At 49.0% G+C, this 15,262-nt stretch carries 14 protein-coding genes; 8 read left to right on the plus strand and 6 right to left on the minus strand.

What is annotated here, in order from left to right:
* The first annotated feature begins 100 nt into the window (after positions 1–100).
* The gene (locus tag R6H26_RS01100; RefSeq protein ID WP_404787588.1) at positions 101–2,302 is read left to right on the plus strand and encodes a PhoX family protein; all 2,202 of its coding nucleotides are present in this window, start codon (positions 101–103) and stop codon (positions 2,300–2,302) included.
* A gap of 9 nt (positions 2,303–2,311) precedes the next feature.
* Here the strand turns inward: R6H26_RS01100 and R6H26_RS01105 are convergent, their stop codons facing one another.
* Together R6H26_RS01105 and tsaE are read right to left on the minus strand one after the other, a co-directional pair.
* Positions 2,312–2,761 carry a Fur family transcriptional regulator gene (locus R6H26_RS01105; protein ID WP_404787590.1) on the minus strand — a complete coding sequence of 150 codons (450 nt, stop codon included), beginning with the start codon at positions 2,759–2,761 and terminating at the stop codon, positions 2,312–2,314.
* A 94-nt stretch (positions 2,762–2,855) separates the two neighbouring features.
* On the minus strand, positions 2,856–3,353 hold the full coding sequence (gene tsaE / locus R6H26_RS01110) for a tRNA (adenosine(37)-N6)-threonylcarbamoyltransferase complex ATPase subunit type 1 TsaE (protein WP_404787591.1): 498 nt from the start codon (positions 3,351–3,353) through the stop codon (positions 2,856–2,858).
* Positions 3,354–3,509: 156 nt separating this feature from the next.
* On the opposite strand from tsaE, the gene rimK reads away from it, so the two are divergent.
* Entirely contained in the window at positions 3,510–4,400 is an 891-nt protein-coding gene (rimK, locus tag R6H26_RS01115) for a 30S ribosomal protein S6--L-glutamate ligase (protein ID WP_404787593.1), read from the plus strand.
* 127 nt (positions 4,401–4,527) lie between these two features.
* Positions 4,528–5,430, plus strand: coding sequence for a DUF4351 domain-containing protein (locus R6H26_RS01120; protein ID WP_404787594.1), 903 nt, complete (start codon positions 4,528–4,530; stop codon positions 5,428–5,430).
* A 90-nt stretch (positions 5,431–5,520) separates the two neighbouring features.
* On the opposite strand, the gene R6H26_RS01125 is transcribed toward R6H26_RS01120, so the two are convergent.
* The 4 genes from R6H26_RS01125 to R6H26_RS01140 all read right to left on the minus strand — a co-directional run bounded on the left by R6H26_RS01125 (position 5,521) and on the right by R6H26_RS01140 (position 9,673).
* Positions 5,521–6,192: a HEAT repeat domain-containing protein gene (locus tag R6H26_RS01125; protein ID WP_404787595.1), complete on the minus strand. Its 672-nt coding sequence runs from the start codon at positions 6,190–6,192 to the stop codon at positions 5,521–5,523.
* 128 nt (positions 6,193–6,320) lie between these two features.
* Positions 6,321–7,505, minus strand: coding sequence for a DNA double-strand break repair nuclease NurA (locus R6H26_RS01130; RefSeq protein ID WP_404787597.1), 1,185 nt, complete (start codon positions 7,503–7,505; stop codon positions 6,321–6,323).
* A 59-nt stretch (positions 7,506–7,564) separates the two neighbouring features.
* The gene (locus R6H26_RS01135) at positions 7,565–9,061 is read right to left on the minus strand and encodes a cryptochrome/photolyase family protein (RefSeq protein WP_404787599.1); all 1,497 of its coding nucleotides are present in this window, start codon (positions 9,059–9,061) and stop codon (positions 7,565–7,567) included.
* A 51-nt stretch (positions 9,062–9,112) separates the two neighbouring features.
* On the minus strand, positions 9,113–9,673 hold the full coding sequence (locus R6H26_RS01140; protein WP_404787601.1) for a Uma2 family endonuclease: 561 nt from the start codon (positions 9,671–9,673) through the stop codon (positions 9,113–9,115).
* Between the two features lie 193 nt (positions 9,674–9,866).
* On the opposite strand from R6H26_RS01140, the gene R6H26_RS01145 reads away from it, so the two are divergent.
* The 5 genes from R6H26_RS01145 (at position 9,867) to R6H26_RS01165 (ending at position 15,205) form a co-directional block, all read left to right on the plus strand.
* Entirely contained in the window at positions 9,867–10,583 is a 717-nt protein-coding gene (locus tag R6H26_RS01145) for a Uma2 family endonuclease (protein ID WP_404787602.1), read from the plus strand.
* A gap of 437 nt (positions 10,584–11,020) precedes the next feature.
* Complete coding sequence (locus tag R6H26_RS01150) at positions 11,021–11,542, plus strand: type IV pilin protein (RefSeq protein ID WP_404787603.1); 522 nt, start codon at positions 11,021–11,023, stop codon at positions 11,540–11,542.
* Positions 11,543–11,634: 92 nt separating this feature from the next.
* Positions 11,635–11,769 carry a hypothetical protein gene (locus R6H26_RS01155; protein WP_404787605.1) on the plus strand — a complete coding sequence of 45 codons (135 nt, stop codon included), beginning with the start codon at positions 11,635–11,637 and terminating at the stop codon, positions 11,767–11,769.
* A gap of 472 nt (positions 11,770–12,241) precedes the next feature.
* On the plus strand, positions 12,242–12,784 hold the full coding sequence (locus tag R6H26_RS01160) for a type IV pilin protein (protein ID WP_404787607.1): 543 nt from the start codon (positions 12,242–12,244) through the stop codon (positions 12,782–12,784).
* A gap of 261 nt (positions 12,785–13,045) precedes the next feature.
* Positions 13,046–15,205, plus strand: a complete 2,160-nt coding sequence (locus R6H26_RS01165) for an O-linked N-acetylglucosamine transferase, SPINDLY family protein (protein ID WP_404787608.1) — start codon at positions 13,046–13,048, stop codon at positions 15,203–15,205.
* The last annotated feature ends 57 nt before the right edge of the window (positions 15,206–15,262 follow it).

The raw sequence follows: 15,262 nt of genomic DNA on the forward strand, positions 1-15,262 counted from the left end.
GTTTAACGTTTCTTAACCCTAGGCATTTAGACTGATCGCAGGAACTCGACGGCCAGTTTTTCTGTACCTCGAGTGCGGGTTTTAAGAATTCGTCATTTTAATGAAGTTTGCCCCTATGAACCGTCGGGACTTTCTCGCGTTTTTTGGCTCAGCGTTGGGAGGAGCCGCGCTATCTCAGCATTTTTTATTCCGCGAAACCACGGCAGAGGCTACGTTATCTCAGGCCGCGCTTCCTTTCGTTCCCGTCCGAGGGCCGATGCCACTTCAGACTAGCGGCATCGCACCGCTGCAACAGGCCGAGCGCTATCGGCAGTTTGCGGTGGCAGACGATCTGGTTTTACCCAAGGGGTATCGATATCAGGTCATTGCGGCCTGGGGCGATCGCCTCGGCGATTCTCGGTTTGGCTATAACAACGACTACCTCTCCTTCATCGAAACCGCCCCCAACGAAGGCCACCTCGTCGTCAACTTCGAATACATCAGCGCCATTCCCTGGATCCAAAGCTATGAAGCTGCGATCGGTCAGCCCCTGCCATTCAAGGCCGTGGAAGTGGCTGTCAAAGCGGCTGGAGACAAGGGCATCGATGCCTTTAGCTTGCAGGATACGGACCCCCTCAAGGCCCAAATTCGCCAGATTGCCAAAGAAGCGCTGATCGACCAAGGGCTTGGGGTGCTGTCCGTTCGCAAAACTCCTGCAGGGCAGTGGGAGCGGACCTACGCCAAAACCGATCGCCGCGTGACCGGAATTTCCGGGTTAGAAGATCGGCGTTACTTGGCCTGTACGGGTCCGGCTCGGGCCGTGTTTCAGAAAGCGAAAGGACAGGGTTATGCGGATCGACTGGGCGATCGCATCATCGGCACCATGGCGAACTGTGCGGGCGGCACAACCCCCTGGGGGACTGTCCTGAGTGCGGAAGAGAATTTCCAAAACCAGGTTGTAGAGGCTGTCTATGCCGACGGTACCTCCTTTTCCCCCAGCAATAAGCGATTTGCGTTCGATGCCGAAGAAGTTTCGGGGCAAGGCAATGTTTTGGGGCTGGCTGGCAACAAGTATGGCTGGATTGTCGAAATAGACCCCGCCAACCCTCAGGACTACGGCACGAAGCATAGTTGGTTGGGACGCTACCGCCACGAGGCTGTCGGGGTTAGGGCTGAGGCGGGCAAGCCCCTGGCGTTTTACTCCGGCTGCGATCGCCAGGGCGGGCACCTGTACAAATTTGTCAGTCGCGATCGCGTCGTCAACCCTAAGAACAAACAAAACTCTCGCCTGCTCGAAACCGGAATGCTCTATGCGGCCAAGTTTAACCCCGACGGAACGGGCCAGTGGATTGCGCTAAAGCCCGATACGCCCATCAACCCAAACCTGCCCAGCCAATTGCTGGGAAATCTATTGCCCTTGCCCAAGCGTCCAGAAGGCGGGTACCTTGCGGCCAAAACCGATGGAGAAGTGCTGGCCTTCAAGCAACAATACAAAACCCTAGCCGATCTCTATACGGGTAGCCCCGTCGAGCAGCAGGGCGCAATTTTAATCGACGCGCACTATGCCGGGAATGCCATTGGCGCAACCGCAACCGCCCGTCCCGAAGATACTGAAATTGCACCAGATGGCTCGTTGTATATCGCCTTTACCTCCGGTACCCCAGGCAGCAGCGGTGGGATAGATGGTGCGATCTTCAAAGGACCTCAGGGCGAAACGCCCTACGAGTACGGCTTCATCATGCATCTGATTGAAGATAAAGCAGACCCAGCCGCCCTGACCTTTCGCTGGTCCATGCTGGCAACGGGCGGAGAGCCAGCCCAAGGCGGGCTGGGCTTTGCCAATCCAGATAATCTTCTGTTCGACCGCGCCGCAAACCTGTGGATGGTCACCGACATGTCCAGCAACAAGCTCAATCAAGCGCTTCCAACTCGCCTGGAAGGGGGCAAGTCCGCCAGCCAGTCGAACCTGCGCGGACTTTATGGCAACAACGCCATTTGGTTTATGCCAACGCGCGGACCGCATGCGGGCAAAGCCTATTTGTTTGGAATGGGTCCGATGGAGTGCGAAACCACTGGGCCAGTGTTCAGCACCGACCAAAAAACCTTATTTCTGTCCGTGCAACATCCAGGAGAAACGAACGGCACCCGTCAGGCTCAGGCTTCCCAACCCCGCCAATTTGCCATGAAAACCACCGATGGCAAAGACTTCGTCCAAACGCGTCAAGTCCCCATCGGCTCCAATTGGCCCAACCCCAACAGCAACAAACCCCCTCGCCCCGCAGTCGTTGCCATCACTCGGGACGACCGACAGGCGATCGCCTAGTCAAACGGCCTAATCGGGCAGAATCGATCGCTGGCACTTCGGACAAATGGCATGGATGAGAAGCTGACAGTCCAGCAAGTGGAAGCCTTCTTTCTCTGCCGTTTTAGACCCCACCTTGAGAATCGATTCGCTCTTGAACTCAATGGTTTTGTTACATTTCACGCAAATGAGATGGTGATGGTGATTGGGATAGGGCTGATTGATTTCGTAATGCTTGTGATCTTCCGCAAATTCCAACTCGCGCAGAATCCCCATCCGCGCCATCAACTTCACCGTGCGGTAAATGGTAGACAAACTGATGGGATTGCCCAGCTCTTGAAGCTTGTTATGAAGATCTTCTGCACTGAGGTGGGTGCCTTCAGTCAGATTTTGAAACACATTGAGGATCACTTCCCTTTGCGGAGTGAGCCGCCATCCTCTCTCATTGAGTTCAGACTTCAGCGAGTTTGCAGTATACATCGCTCTAAGTTCTCAATAAAGTTCACTTATTGAGAATCATACATCAATTCCAAGGGCACTTGCAACAAAGACGTCTTATTGAGAATTAGTCGCTTTAGGTGTCAAAGGCATTCAGCGCAAGGGTTTTCTCGATCTCTTGCCAATGGCTCACGCAGCCCGAAACGGTTAAGGTTGCCGCTCTGCCCCATTCTGTATGGGTTAGCTCGATTTTGAGATAATTTTCCGGCCAGTCTGCCAAGCGCTCCGGCCATTCGATCGCCGTAATTCCTAGGGGAGCATCCAGTCCCAGCCAATAAGTTTCTGGATGCAGATCGCAAACTTCGGCGGGCGTGAGGCGATAGAGGTCGAAGTGATACAGCGGAATCCGGCCTTCGCGATACTCGTGAATGAGCGCAAACGTAGGGCTGACAATGACATCGACAATCCCCAATCCCATTCCTACACCCTGCACTAAGGAGGTTTTGCCCGCGCCCAACCTTCCCTCCAGGATCAGTACTGCCCCGGCAGTCAGCATTTTACCTAAGGTTTGACCGAGAGCCTGAGTGTGTTCCAGGCTCAAAAGCTGTAAGGTCAGAGATGTATCGTCTGCCATTGCGTTCTTTCAAAGATTTCCATCATAGTGGTAGGAATGGACGGTGCGGTCAAACACCCCAGAGGCAGATTCTCCTCTGCGGGCTTTCGCTCGTCGCTTGCTGCAGTAGAGCTGCGCCTGACTCGTTCTGTTCACTTTCCTTTAGGTTAGCGAAATATGAGAGTTGCAATCTTGTCGCAAGATGGCTCGTTTTATTCAACCCGCCGCCTGATGGAAGCAGGGCTAGAACGCGGTCACGAGGTCCAGGTTCTCGATTTTCTGCGCTGTGCGGTGATGCTCCACGCCCGCAGTCCTCAACTATGGCATAAGGGTCAGCGCTGTCCCAGGTTTGATGCTGCAATTCCGCGCATTGGCCCTGGCAAGGCAATCTACGGGACTGCTGTGGCGCGCCAGCTCGAAATCATGGGCGTTCCGATCCTCAACTCGGCAGCGGCGATCGCCTGCGCGCGGGACAAGCTGCACTGCTATCAGCAACTGGCCGGCCAAGGGCTGCCGATTCCTGCAACTGGCTTTACCTATGCCTGCAAGGATGTAGAAACCGTGCTGTCTGGCATGAATTCTAAATCTGTAGTGATGAAGCTGTTGAAAGGCAGTCACGGCATTGGAGTCGTCCTGGCTGAGACGTTACCGACTGCCCGTGCCCTGTTTGAGGCGTTTCGGGGCGTGGAAGCCGACGTACTGGTTCAGGAGTGTATCGATGAGGCGCGTGGCGTCGATCTGCGCTGTTTTGTCATTGGCGATCGAGTTGCAGCTGCAATTCAGCGCAAGGGACCGCCGGGGGAATTTAGGGCCAATCTCCATCGCGGTGCGACGGCCCATCCAGTGGTGCTAACCGCGCAGGAGGAGAAAATTGCTGTAGCGGCAGCCCAAGCGATCGGCCTTCAGGTGGCGGGGGTCGATCTGCTGAGAACGCAACGGGGCGCGCTGGTGATTGAGGTGAATGCTTCTCCAGGTCTCGAAGGCATCGAAAAAGCCACTCAAATTGACTTAGCCGATCGGACGATCGCGTTTTTGGAGAACTGGGTAGTAGATCGGATCGTAACCTAAAGCCAAACGAGCGCGGGGTCAGGATTTGAATATGTCAGAAGGAGAAGATGTTTCAATCTAGATTGGTAAATTGGCAGAAGGCGAGCGGTTGGATGAGATGATTGAGTAAATTTTGCATCCCTTCGACATGTCCAAGAATAGCTCTGACCAATTCTCTAAACAGTTCTTAGAGGAAGTCCTGACGCCTCTGGGCAACGTAGAAATTAGTCACGAAGTCTTGGGCGAAGCTCAGCTTGTCGATGTCTACTTCGTTCCGAGTCCTCAACCTTCTGTTGACCCTACTTCTTTAGGGCTGCTCGGTCGCATTTCTCAACATCCTTGTCTGATCGAACCCTTTCGCAATCAGCCTACCGCTACGGAGATACGGAGTTGTTTGCTCAAGCTGTTTCAGGTACAGGGAGATCGTCAGCGACAGGCCAGACGAGAATCGAAAGCGTTACTAGAAGTTAATTTGCCCCAACTTTGGATTTTTGCGCCTTCGGCCTCCGAGCGTTTATTGCAAACTTTTGGGGCAATCGGTTCTGAAAGCTGGCCTGCTGGAGTCTATTTTTTGGCACCCTCATTGAGGACGGCGATCGTCGCGATCGATCGGCTTCCTCGTACTGAAGAGTCCCTCTGGCTGCGGTTATTGGGAAAGGGAAGGACGCAAAAGGGGGCGATTGCTGAGGTGTTGGCGTTTGAGACGGACGACCCCAGGCGCTCCAGTATAATGAGATTGTTGGCAAACTGGAAAATCAGCATTGAAGTGACCGGGCAGATTGAAGCAGAGCAGGAGCTGATGATGGTGTTATCGCAAGCTTATCTAGAGTGGGAACGGCAGACGGAGCAACGCGGCAGACAAGAGGGCAGACAAGAGGGCGAATGCTCGCTTGTTCTCCGCCAGCTAACCCGCCGCATCGGTAACATCGCCCCAGACCTGCGAGCGAAAATCCAATCGCTCTCGCTGCCTCAACTTGAAGCCTTAGGCGAAGCACTACTGGACTTTTCGCACCCTGATAATTTGGTGGAATGGCTGCGATTGCATTCTTGAGAAAAACCTGCATCGCGTTTCCGATCGACTGCGATTACTGGAGTGTAGCTCGAAAGAGATAATCACACTTTTAACCAACAAGGTTGCGCTCTAAACCGATTCTGCACCCAAACGCTGAAGCGAAATTACTGCCGACGCTGAAACTTGAGGGTGCTCGTCTTTACTCAGATACTTGAGGGCCGAAATACTCTTCGGCGTCGGTAGGTTTCCCAGCGCTTCGGCCAGTCGCTGCCGCACCAACCAATCCTCCGCTTGAGCAAAGCGCAGCAGCTCGTCCACCGCATCGATCGCCTTAATCTCACCGAGGGCGGCGATCGCCGCCTGTTGGATCACCACCGCTTCGCTGCTGAGTGCCTGCACTAACGTTTCGCGGGCGCGCGGGTCCTTCAAATTGCCCAAAGAAACAGCCGCACTAAACTGCACCAACCAGTTCGTGTCTTCCAGGAAAGCGCGCACCAACGGCTCAAAAGCGCGCCGATCTGCCAAGTAACCCAAAGCGCCCGCTGCTGCTGCTCGAATGCTGTAGTCGCTGTCGTCGAGGATTGCGAGCAAAATGTCGTAACATTCCGGCGTTTGCTTGATGCCCAAGGCAAAAATTGCCATGGAGCGAATGTCGAGACTGGGATCGTTTAAAACTTTTTTAATGAGGGGGACGGCATCGATGGGCGCGACATCTCGCAGGGCCACCAATGCCAAACGGCGATCGCGGGTACTGTTGCTGTCGAGCTGATGCGAAATCTCTTGAAGGTTGGGGACAGCCATTGTTTGTTACAAAAGTTCATCACTGCTTTCAGTATAGTACGCTGCATCCGGCGACGACTGTTGGGGAATGCCCTCGGCGAAGTTAGGGATAGGGATATCGCGAACTTTTGGATTGTGGCTGCGCGCTTCTACCGACGGCGCAGCAGCTTGCTGACCATCTTGCGCGAGAACCGGAAATTCAGATCGGATTTTTCGGCCCAATCTTGCAGCAATCGATAAAATAAATGCCGATCTTCGGCCTGGAGCACCGCCACTTGATCGGCAGTTTCGATGACGTAGGGGTAGCCGTTGCCGATCGCGATCTCGCCGCGCACGTAGTCTAAAGCCCTATCCAGCAATCCCGCTTCGTACATCCATCGCGGAAACTCCAGCCGGACGGGCGGGTTGTCGTTGGCTTTGAGGTAAGTAAACGTAATGCGGGTTGCGTGCTCTTCGTACTCGGCCAAAATGCCGTGTCCCCACGCATCTCCAGGGCGATCGCACAGAAACAGAGGCGTGCGATCGCCCCATTGCATGTCTGAGGCTAAAAGCTGGGCGTCGTTCAAGGTGGTCGTTTCGGGGACGCTTTCCAGGCACTGCAAGGTTTGGATCAGGTCGCAGGCATGGGACGTATCGATATAGCCCACGAGGGGGACGCGATGCCGTTCGCTGGCCCGCAGGAGGTTGACGTACTGCTGCGCGTAAAAGGCGCGACATTCCAGGTCAAAGGCTTCGGCAAAGGTGGCGACGAGCGAGCCGTCGAAAAAGACGATGCAGTCCGCGCGTCCGGCATAGTCTTCGATGAATTCGATGACGCGCTCTACTTCCATCTCAAACCGACGCATGCTGACTTGGCGATCGAGGGAACGGCCATTGCGCTGCACCTGGAGTTCCGCTGGGGTCATGATGCTCAGGCGCACGTTTTTGTCGTAGGTGCCGAGAGGTAAATGGGGGTTCTCAAACCAGCCCACTTGAACCAAGGCGATCGGCGGTGCGACGTCCTTGCTCGGAAAAATTTGGGAGCCATCTACTGCAAAGGTGGTGATACCCGTGAGGCGATCGCGCACCCATTGCAAACTCTCTTCCCGATTGGCCCACTTGAGCTTTGAGGGGACGATCCAGTTGGGATGCTTGCCGAGCGGCTCTAGCGGGCGCGCGCCGGAGTGGGGATAATCTGACAAAATTTCTGCAATGTCCGGGTCAGATTGCGCCGAAACTTTCCGAAGGGCGCGGCGATAAGCTTGATAGGTCGCGGACGCATCGTGGTGAAACTGAGAAAATTCCGACTGTTTTTGGTCCAGAATCTGCAAAAGTTCCGAGGGTTTCAATGGCATGGCACACCAAAATGATGGTCTGAAGAACTAAACTCCAACCGATGGGTCAGAAACATCCCCTAAGTTAGCGCGTTCTCAGCCGTTTTAGACCGGATAAAATCATCTGCTTTTGCAAAAATCTGCTGCCGCCGTTCGGGATTCATTTTATCTAAAGACTTCACCATCATCGACAGGCGCGGATTGCGCGTCAGCATGTCCTTTTTGCGGTCTATAAAGCGCCAGTATAGGCCATCCCAAACTTCGCACCAGTCACCCTTAACGTAATTCCCCATTTTGTTGAGATAGTTAGACCCCGACAGGTAGGGCTTTGTCATCATCTGGCCCCCATCCGCAAACTGACCCATGCCATATACGTTCGGCACCATCACCCAATCGGCACTGTCTACAAACAGCTCCATAAACCAGCGAAATACTTCATGGGGATGGGCCTCTGCCAGCAGCATGGCATTGCTCATCACCATCAGACGCTCGATGTGGTTCGCCCAGCCGCGCTCCCGCACGCGCTGGATCGTCAGATCGACCGGAACCAGTCCTGTCGTGCCGTCATACCAATCGGCGGTGAGCTGCCGCGTATGCTTGAGGGCATTCTGCTGGCGCTGAGTGGAGCCGATCGCGTGGTACGCACCCCGGATGTACTCCCGCCATCCAACGATTTGCCGCACAAATCCTTCTAGGGAATTGAGCGGGACATCGGTCTCAGCCGCATAGGCCAAAGCCGCTGCAACGACTTCCTGAGGCACGAGCAATCCTACATTCAGCAGAGGCGAAAGAACGGAATGAAATAAAAAAGGCTCTTGGGTCGAGAGCGCGTCTTCATAGGGGCCGAAGTTCGCAAAGCGTTCGGTTAGGAATCGATCCAGCCAAGCCAGGGCATCTTGACGGGTTACGGGCAACCAGAAATTGGCGCTGCAACCGGGATGGTCTGGAAACTTGGCGTCTACCAAAGCACCCACGTCTCTAACGTGCTGGGTATGGACGGGTCGAGAGAGTTGCGGCACTTCGATGGTTTTAGGCAATGGCTTGCGGTTTTGCTCGTCATAGCTCCATTGTCCGCCTTCCGGTGCGCCTGCTGGATCTACTAAAATGCCCAGCCGCCGCCGTTGCAGTTTATAGAAGTCGCCCATGAAGAGGCGTTTGTAGCGATCGCGATAGTCCTGAAACTGGCCGTGGGTGGTCAGAAACATGGGGCTATCGTAGGTGATGAGCTTGAGGCGATGGAGGGCGCAGAAGGTTTGGAGGCGATCGCGCATTCCGCAGTCTTCCATCTCATAGGTACGCAATTCTGACGCGCTGTATTTTTGGACGGCTTGCCAAAGTTTATCTTCGTAGGTAGACGAAGCTTGCGGCAGCGTCTGTTGGCAGTACTCTACCGTCACGCCCTGCTCCCGCAGGAGATCTCGGTGGTGACGCATCGCGGCAAGGTAAAGGATGAGCTTGTGTTTGTGAAACTTGAAGTCCGTACACAGCCCCTCGTCTTCGGCCATGAACACGGGCATTTGGCGAAGGGGCAACCTTCCGTGGTCCGGGAAAAGCATGTTGCCGAACAGAATAATCATAGAGGCTTTAACGTAGCTGGACGCATGAGAGGGGCAGCTACACAAACCATGCTATTTCAGCCACTCAAAGACATCATTCAGGGTGAGCTGTAGGGTCGAAGCGAATACTGGGACAGGTAGCAGAGTAGCGGCCTCATCAATTACCCTTAAATCTTGACCGGACTGGCAAACAATAATCGAACGGTCGTCGGGGTCAATGGCCCATCCCATCTGAGATCCGTGCGCTATGCAATGGGTAATATTTTTCAGCACTTTTGTCATGTGTTGGTCGGGGGAGAGAATCTCAATCGTCCAGTCTGGCGCTGCGGTAAAGATATCGCCGATTTCTCCGTTTTCAGAACGGGGAATCCTTGAGTTTTCAAATACTGCAATATCCGGTACAACGGAGCGATCGCCAAAAGTGCATCTTAATTCTGTGAAAGCTGTCGCAACCCCTTTATTCCTCAAGATTGAGTTGATAGCAGCACCGAGTTCAGCCTGAAGTATGCTGTGGCGTCCTTTTGGCATCGGTTTTTGAATAATTTTTCCGTCAATGTATTCACTGGCAGGTTTTGTCTCTGGCAGGGTTAGAAATTCTTCAAGGGTTTTAGGCTTAACTGGCGTTTGAACCATCGCGGTGGCCTCAGGCGATCGATGCTATTGTGCTCTCACTATATTATTTTAGACATCATCAAGCTTAGGCTTTAGTGTCGAGGTGCAAACTAGGACAGGTAGCTACGTATCTGCTCGATCGGCGATCCCAGATGACAAAAGCCTCAATTTCCCTTCGTTTATACTAAAAGCAGTTCCGCTAGAGAGTCCAGCAATGGTTCGTCTTGATGCCAATCCACCCTCTGCCTATGACGACGAGATCCTGGATGGGATTGTCGATGACATTCAGTGGCCTCCCACCCAATTAGATAGCGATGAGCCGTCTTTGGAATCAGACTTTCACCGCAACCAGATCGACCTGTTAATTCGACTGCTCAAGTATTGGTGGCAAGATCGGCCAGACTTCTACATTTCTGGCAACCTGACGGTGTACTACAACGTACAGCAGCTCAAAAAACGCGACTTTAGAGGGCCAGATATCTTTGTGGTGCTGGGGGCCGAAAAGAAAGATCGTTGCAGTTGGACCATCTGGGAAGAAGGGGGCCAATACCCCAATGTAGTCATTGAGCTATTGTCTAGCGCTACGGCAACAGTAGACAAAGGCGCTAAAAAAGACCTGTATCGAGATGTGTGGCGGGTGCCCAATTATTTCTGGTTCCATCCCGAGACAATGGAGTTTGCGGGGTTTCATCTTGTGAGTGGTCGGTATGAGGCGTTAGCTGCTAATGATGCCGGATGGCTTTGGAGCGAGCAGCTTAAGTTATTTTTAGGCATCCATGAGCGTCAGCTCCGGTGGTTTAGCGCAGAGGGGCAGCTTGCACCGTTACCGGAGGAAGCAGAACGACAAGCTAAAGAGCAAGCGCAGCAGAGAGTAGAACAATTAGAGGCACTGTTAAGATCGCAGGGTATTGACCCCAATCAATGCCTTTGAAGAGTGCTGTACTTAGATTGAGATCCCCTTGAGACACGGTTCGAAAAGTTTTTTAGACATTACACTCGCCCCCTAGCCCCCCAATTTTGGGGGGAATGACCCTAGTTCTCGGCTTTCTCCCCCCAAATTGGGGGTCGGGGGGCTAATGCAGGAATAAATGAGGTTTTTGAAACAGCCTCTGATAGATTTAATGCAGGGTTAGGTGCTAAGCACTGATAGCCTCTCTCCGCCCAATCTTCGCGAAACGAGAGTCCCTGCGCAGACATGGACTCTTTGTTAGACGAGGGATGTGTCTTTTATCCTGATACAGTACCATTCTCCGTAGAAATACTGAACTTCAAAGCCCGTGATATGAAACCCAAAAAGGCTGGGTAAGTTATGAATGGGAGCGAACAATACATCTCAAACCTAAACGTTAAACCAAGAGAGCAAGCACAATGAAATCTGAATTCAAAGCTAAATTCTTACAAAACCTCGTCAGCAAGAAAAAGGGTGCAGAAGGTTTCACCCTCATCGAATTGTTAGTTGTTATCATCATCGTCGGTGTTTTGGCTGCTATTGCACTACCCAGCTTCTTGAACCAAATTGGTAAGGCTCGTGGTTCTGAAGCAAAAGCTAATCTAGGCACCATCAACCGCGGTCAGCAAGCCTATCGCCTTGAAAACCAAACGTTTTCAGATGAAGTTACGAACTTAGACGCAAGAATCACTGGCAACTTCTATACATACGATGCGACAGGCGGTCAGTACACCACAACTACTGCAGCAGACCCAGGTACAAATACTGACCTTAAGGTTTATGCTTCCGGTGTTGCGCAAAGTGGAGATAACACTTCCGCAATGGTAGTATGCGAAAGCGCAACTAGTGACGCAGCTGGCGGGACAGCCGCCGCTGATGTAGATGCAAGTGCAACAGTTGCTGCTACTGCTGATTGCAGCTCCGGTAACGTAGTACAGTAGAAATTAGACAGCCTGTTGTTTTTTAATTAAGAATTTCTAGAGCCTAGAGGGCTATTTAGAAATTTTTGAAAAGAAGAGGAAGAGGAGGAAGAATGACTAAAGCATTAGTTTCTCTTCTTCCTCTATTAAAGATTGCTGGAATTGAGCTTAATAAAAAATCAAGAACAAGTAAACTGCTACTTAGGAGAGAAATAGCAACTTCAAATATATTAAAAGTCCTAATGTGAGTTAATTGGAAAACTCATTAGTTCCATTAGATTTGACTTTTAATATATTTGAAGTGTGGATTGATGTATACCCACAAGTGCCAACCAGGTAGATGCCACGACTAGTTGGTATTCACTGAAATCTCCTCTAAAATAAGGGCTTTTACGCAAACTTTAGAATACAATAAGTTTTAATTCTAATTAAAACTCTGAATCAATAACTTTGCCATCTAAATCAGAGACTCTTGATTGTTGAATTCAGATTAATTGAGTTTAACAGTCTACTTTTGCAAATATAGAAATTATAAAATCTTGAAATCTTTAATATACTTTTTAAGTGCTTGCTGCAAAAATGCAGCCTGAACTTATGCTTTGCAGCTTATCTCTAGTCAGCAATATTTTTTGAAGGCAGTATTCCATGCGCTGCAAGCAGCACAAATCCACTCCTAGAGTTCTGAGGGTTCATATACCTGATTTGTGTCAGGACACATGTGTGAGTAGCTTATCTTTAGAAGTCATAGAGCAACGAACTTGCAGGCGAACATTATTATGGAACCATAAAACCCAACAGGGTTTTACATTAATTGAATTACTTGTTTCTGTTGTAGTTATTGCGATCTTAGCAGCGATTGCGTTACCGAGCTATCTCAACCAAGCAGGAAAAGCCAGAGGCTCAGAAGCAAAATCAAATTTGGGCACGATCAACCGCGCTCAGCAAGCTTATCGGTTCTCTAATGGTACTTTTGCCTCAGATATCAACGATCTAGAATTGGATGCAGTAACGTTAAGTAGCCAACACTATGTTTACTCAGTGGTCGGCAGTGTGGGTACAGCTACTGCCGTTGCAGAACCAAACTCAAATGACTATAAAGTTTATGCAGCAGGAGTAGCACAGGGAAATGATAATACTTCCATTCAGATCATTTGCGAAAGTTTGCAAAGCAAAGGGGCTGCTTCCGACAACACTGCTACTGTCAATGTTAATGCAGGGCCACCAGCTATAGCAAGCTGCTCTGCAGGTAGTAGGCTTCAATAGATAGTTACCATTTAGGATTGAGTAGCTTTAGTATTTTCTGTCTTTGGCCTTAGATTTGCTAGACTTACATTAAAGGTTTATTTGGCGATATGAATAACCCTGTAAGTAAAGCCTAAAGAAATCTTTTTGGGATCGAATATTAGATTTTCTTAGTGCGTATTATTTAAGTTTAAAGAGTTTTGAATCTTTGCCTCATTGGTCTCATTAGTAGGTTATGATTCTAAGGCTAGTGCTTTTAATTAAGCTACTGCGGAGCATTAAATGAATAATCAAAAAATAGCTAATAACCATTTAATTGAAGGTCAGTACGAGGAAGCTGTAAGACTATACGAACAATTAATTCAGGAAGAACCGGATATTTCATCTCACTATTGGCATTTAGGATTAGTATACCTTCTTCAAGGTCTAGAAGACTTAGCTCAAACAACATGGCAGTTCTATATAGCTCATGGATCGGATATAGAAATTGATGTTTGGATTTATGAATTAATTGAGGTTCTTGAAACCGAGGCTCAGCATCAATCAATACTCAACAACATTGAAAATAGCTGGTTAATTAGACAGCATATTCGAGAAATAAAACCAAATGAAATAAATAACTTACTTTATCTAGTTTTATTGACTGTCGATTTAAATAGTTTTAGTTTAGATCTTATAGAGCAGTGGAATCTTTTAGAGTTAATTTGTAATACAGAATATGGTGATATTGATTCTGAATTACTCCTTAAGACACTAATTAAGCTATTAAAATTTCCTTCAACAGTAACGATAAATTTTCTTGAAGTTGTTTTAGCTCGTATTCCTGACTCTAGATTATGGATTGACGCCTTAACGACTTGTGCAATTGAAGTTGCCGATCAATTAGGACAACCAGAATTTGCTGTTCAGATTGTTGAAGCAAACCTTTGTATAAGTCCAGAAGATTTCAGGTCGCTACAATATTTATATATATTTTACGATAAATGCGGTAACTACAAGAAAAGCTTAGAAGCCGCAAATTTATTCTTGAATCAGTGCTCTAGTCCAATTGAAAAAGCATTTGGAAACTACTTAGTTACTCAATCATTTATTAAGCTCGGACGTTGGTCAAACTCAGATGAACTTATAAAGCGATATAAAAGCTCAATAAAAGAAGTAATTAATACTAGTGTAATTGATGCGGCCAGCAATGTTCAATTCTCTCTTATTGTTCTGCCTACTTTACTAGAGTATTTGCAAGATAATCCCCATGAAAATAGTTTCTTGCAAAATGGAATTGCAAATCTATTTCAGGAAAATGTCAAAAAATATACACCTTCTAAAGTATTTAAACAATCCAAGAAATCAGATCGTTTGAGGATAGGCTATATTGCACACACGTTTAGAGTTCATTCAGTGGGATGGTTAAGCCGTTGGCTTTTTCACTATCATGACAAAGAAAGATTTGATATTGGCCTGTATTTTGTTAATCAGAATACAGATAATAATTTCTCAAAAACTTGGTTTAAAGATAAAGCAACTTTTTATCGAACCTTAGGTATTAATCCGCAAGAAATTTCCGAGCAGATCGTTAAAGATGAGATTGACATTCTAGTGGATCTAGATAGCACAACATTTAATGGAACCTGCATAGTAATGGCGTTTAAATCTGCTCCTATCCAGGTAACGTGGCTGGGAAAAAACGCTTCAGGAATTCCAGCAATCGATTATTACATTGCAGACCCCTATGTTTTACCTGATAATGCACAAGACTACTATCAAGAAAAGATTTGGCGATTGCCTCAGACATATATTGCTGTGAATGGCTTTGAAAGTGATGTGTCTACACTTCGTAGAGACGATCTCAACATTCCATCAGATGGGATTGTTTACCTTACCGCACAAAATGGACTCAAACGTCATCCAGACACCATACGTTTGCAACTACAAATTTTGAAAGAGGTTAAGAAAAGCTACTTATTAGTAAAAGGATACTCAGATGAAGAAGCAATTCAGCGACTTTTTATCGAAATTGCAGAAGAAGAAGGTGTTGCCTTAGATAGGTTGCGATTTTTGCCCATGGCTCCTAATGAGTTTATTCATCGGGCCAATTTGCATGTTGCCGATGTCGTTTTAGATACCTACCCTTATAATGGAGCTACAACAACACTAGAAACACTTTGGGCTGGTATCCCATTAGTAACGCGGGTAGGACAACAATTTGCAGCTCGTAATAGTTACACTTTTTTGATGAATGTTGGAGTTAGTGAAGGTATTGCCTGGAACGAAGAGGAGTACGTTAAATGGGGCGTTAAGTTTGGAACTGACGAGCTGCTGCGGCAAAAGGTTTGTTGGAAACTGAGGCAGTCCCGCCAAACATCTCCCCTATGGGATGCAAAGCAGTTTACCCGTGAAATAGAGAGTGCATATACAGCAATGTGGGAAAATAGTTTAAAGGTGTAAATAAATCTTTTATAGAGAAATATAGTGGTCATAAATAGACAAAAAGCTTCATTGCTA

The sequence above is a fragment of the Altericista sp. CCNU0014 genome (genome assembly GCF_044923475.1).
Classification (GTDB): domain Bacteria; phylum Cyanobacteriota; class Cyanobacteriia; order Thermosynechococcales; family Thermosynechococcaceae; genus JAAURS01.

Coding starts and splice junctions, on each gene's coding strand:
- R6H26_RS01165 (WP_404787608.1), top strand. CDS start 13,046: ATGAATAATCAAAAAATAGCTAATAACCATTTAATTGAAGGTCAGTAC.
- R6H26_RS01130 (WP_404787597.1), bottom strand. CDS start 7,505: ATGCCATTGAAACCCTCGGAACTTTTGCAGATTCTGGACCAAAAACAG.
- tsaE (WP_404787591.1), bottom strand. CDS start 3,353: ATGGCAGACGATACATCTCTGACCTTACAGCTTTTGAGCCTGGAACAC.
- R6H26_RS01120 (WP_404787594.1), top strand. CDS start 4,528: ATGTCCAAGAATAGCTCTGACCAATTCTCTAAACAGTTCTTAGAGGAA.
- R6H26_RS01150 (WP_404787603.1), top strand. CDS start 11,021: ATGAAATCTGAATTCAAAGCTAAATTCTTACAAAACCTCGTCAGCAAG.
- R6H26_RS01105 (WP_404787590.1), bottom strand. CDS start 2,761: ATGTATACTGCAAACTCGCTGAAGTCTGAACTCAATGAGAGAGGATGG.
- R6H26_RS01145 (WP_404787602.1), top strand. CDS start 9,867: ATGGTTCGTCTTGATGCCAATCCACCCTCTGCCTATGACGACGAGATC.
- R6H26_RS01155 (WP_404787605.1), top strand. CDS start 11,635: ATGACTAAAGCATTAGTTTCTCTTCTTCCTCTATTAAAGATTGCTGGA.
- rimK (WP_404787593.1), top strand. CDS start 3,510: ATGAGAGTTGCAATCTTGTCGCAAGATGGCTCGTTTTATTCAACCCGC.
- R6H26_RS01135 (WP_404787599.1), bottom strand. CDS start 9,061: ATGATTATTCTGTTCGGCAACATGCTTTTCCCGGACCACGGAAGGTTG.
- R6H26_RS01140 (WP_404787601.1), bottom strand. CDS start 9,673: ATGGTTCAAACGCCAGTTAAGCCTAAAACCCTTGAAGAATTTCTAACC.
- R6H26_RS01125 (WP_404787595.1), bottom strand. CDS start 6,192: ATGGCTGTCCCCAACCTTCAAGAGATTTCGCATCAGCTCGACAGCAAC.
- R6H26_RS01100 (WP_404787588.1), top strand. CDS start 101: ATGAAGTTTGCCCCTATGAACCGTCGGGACTTTCTCGCGTTTTTTGGC.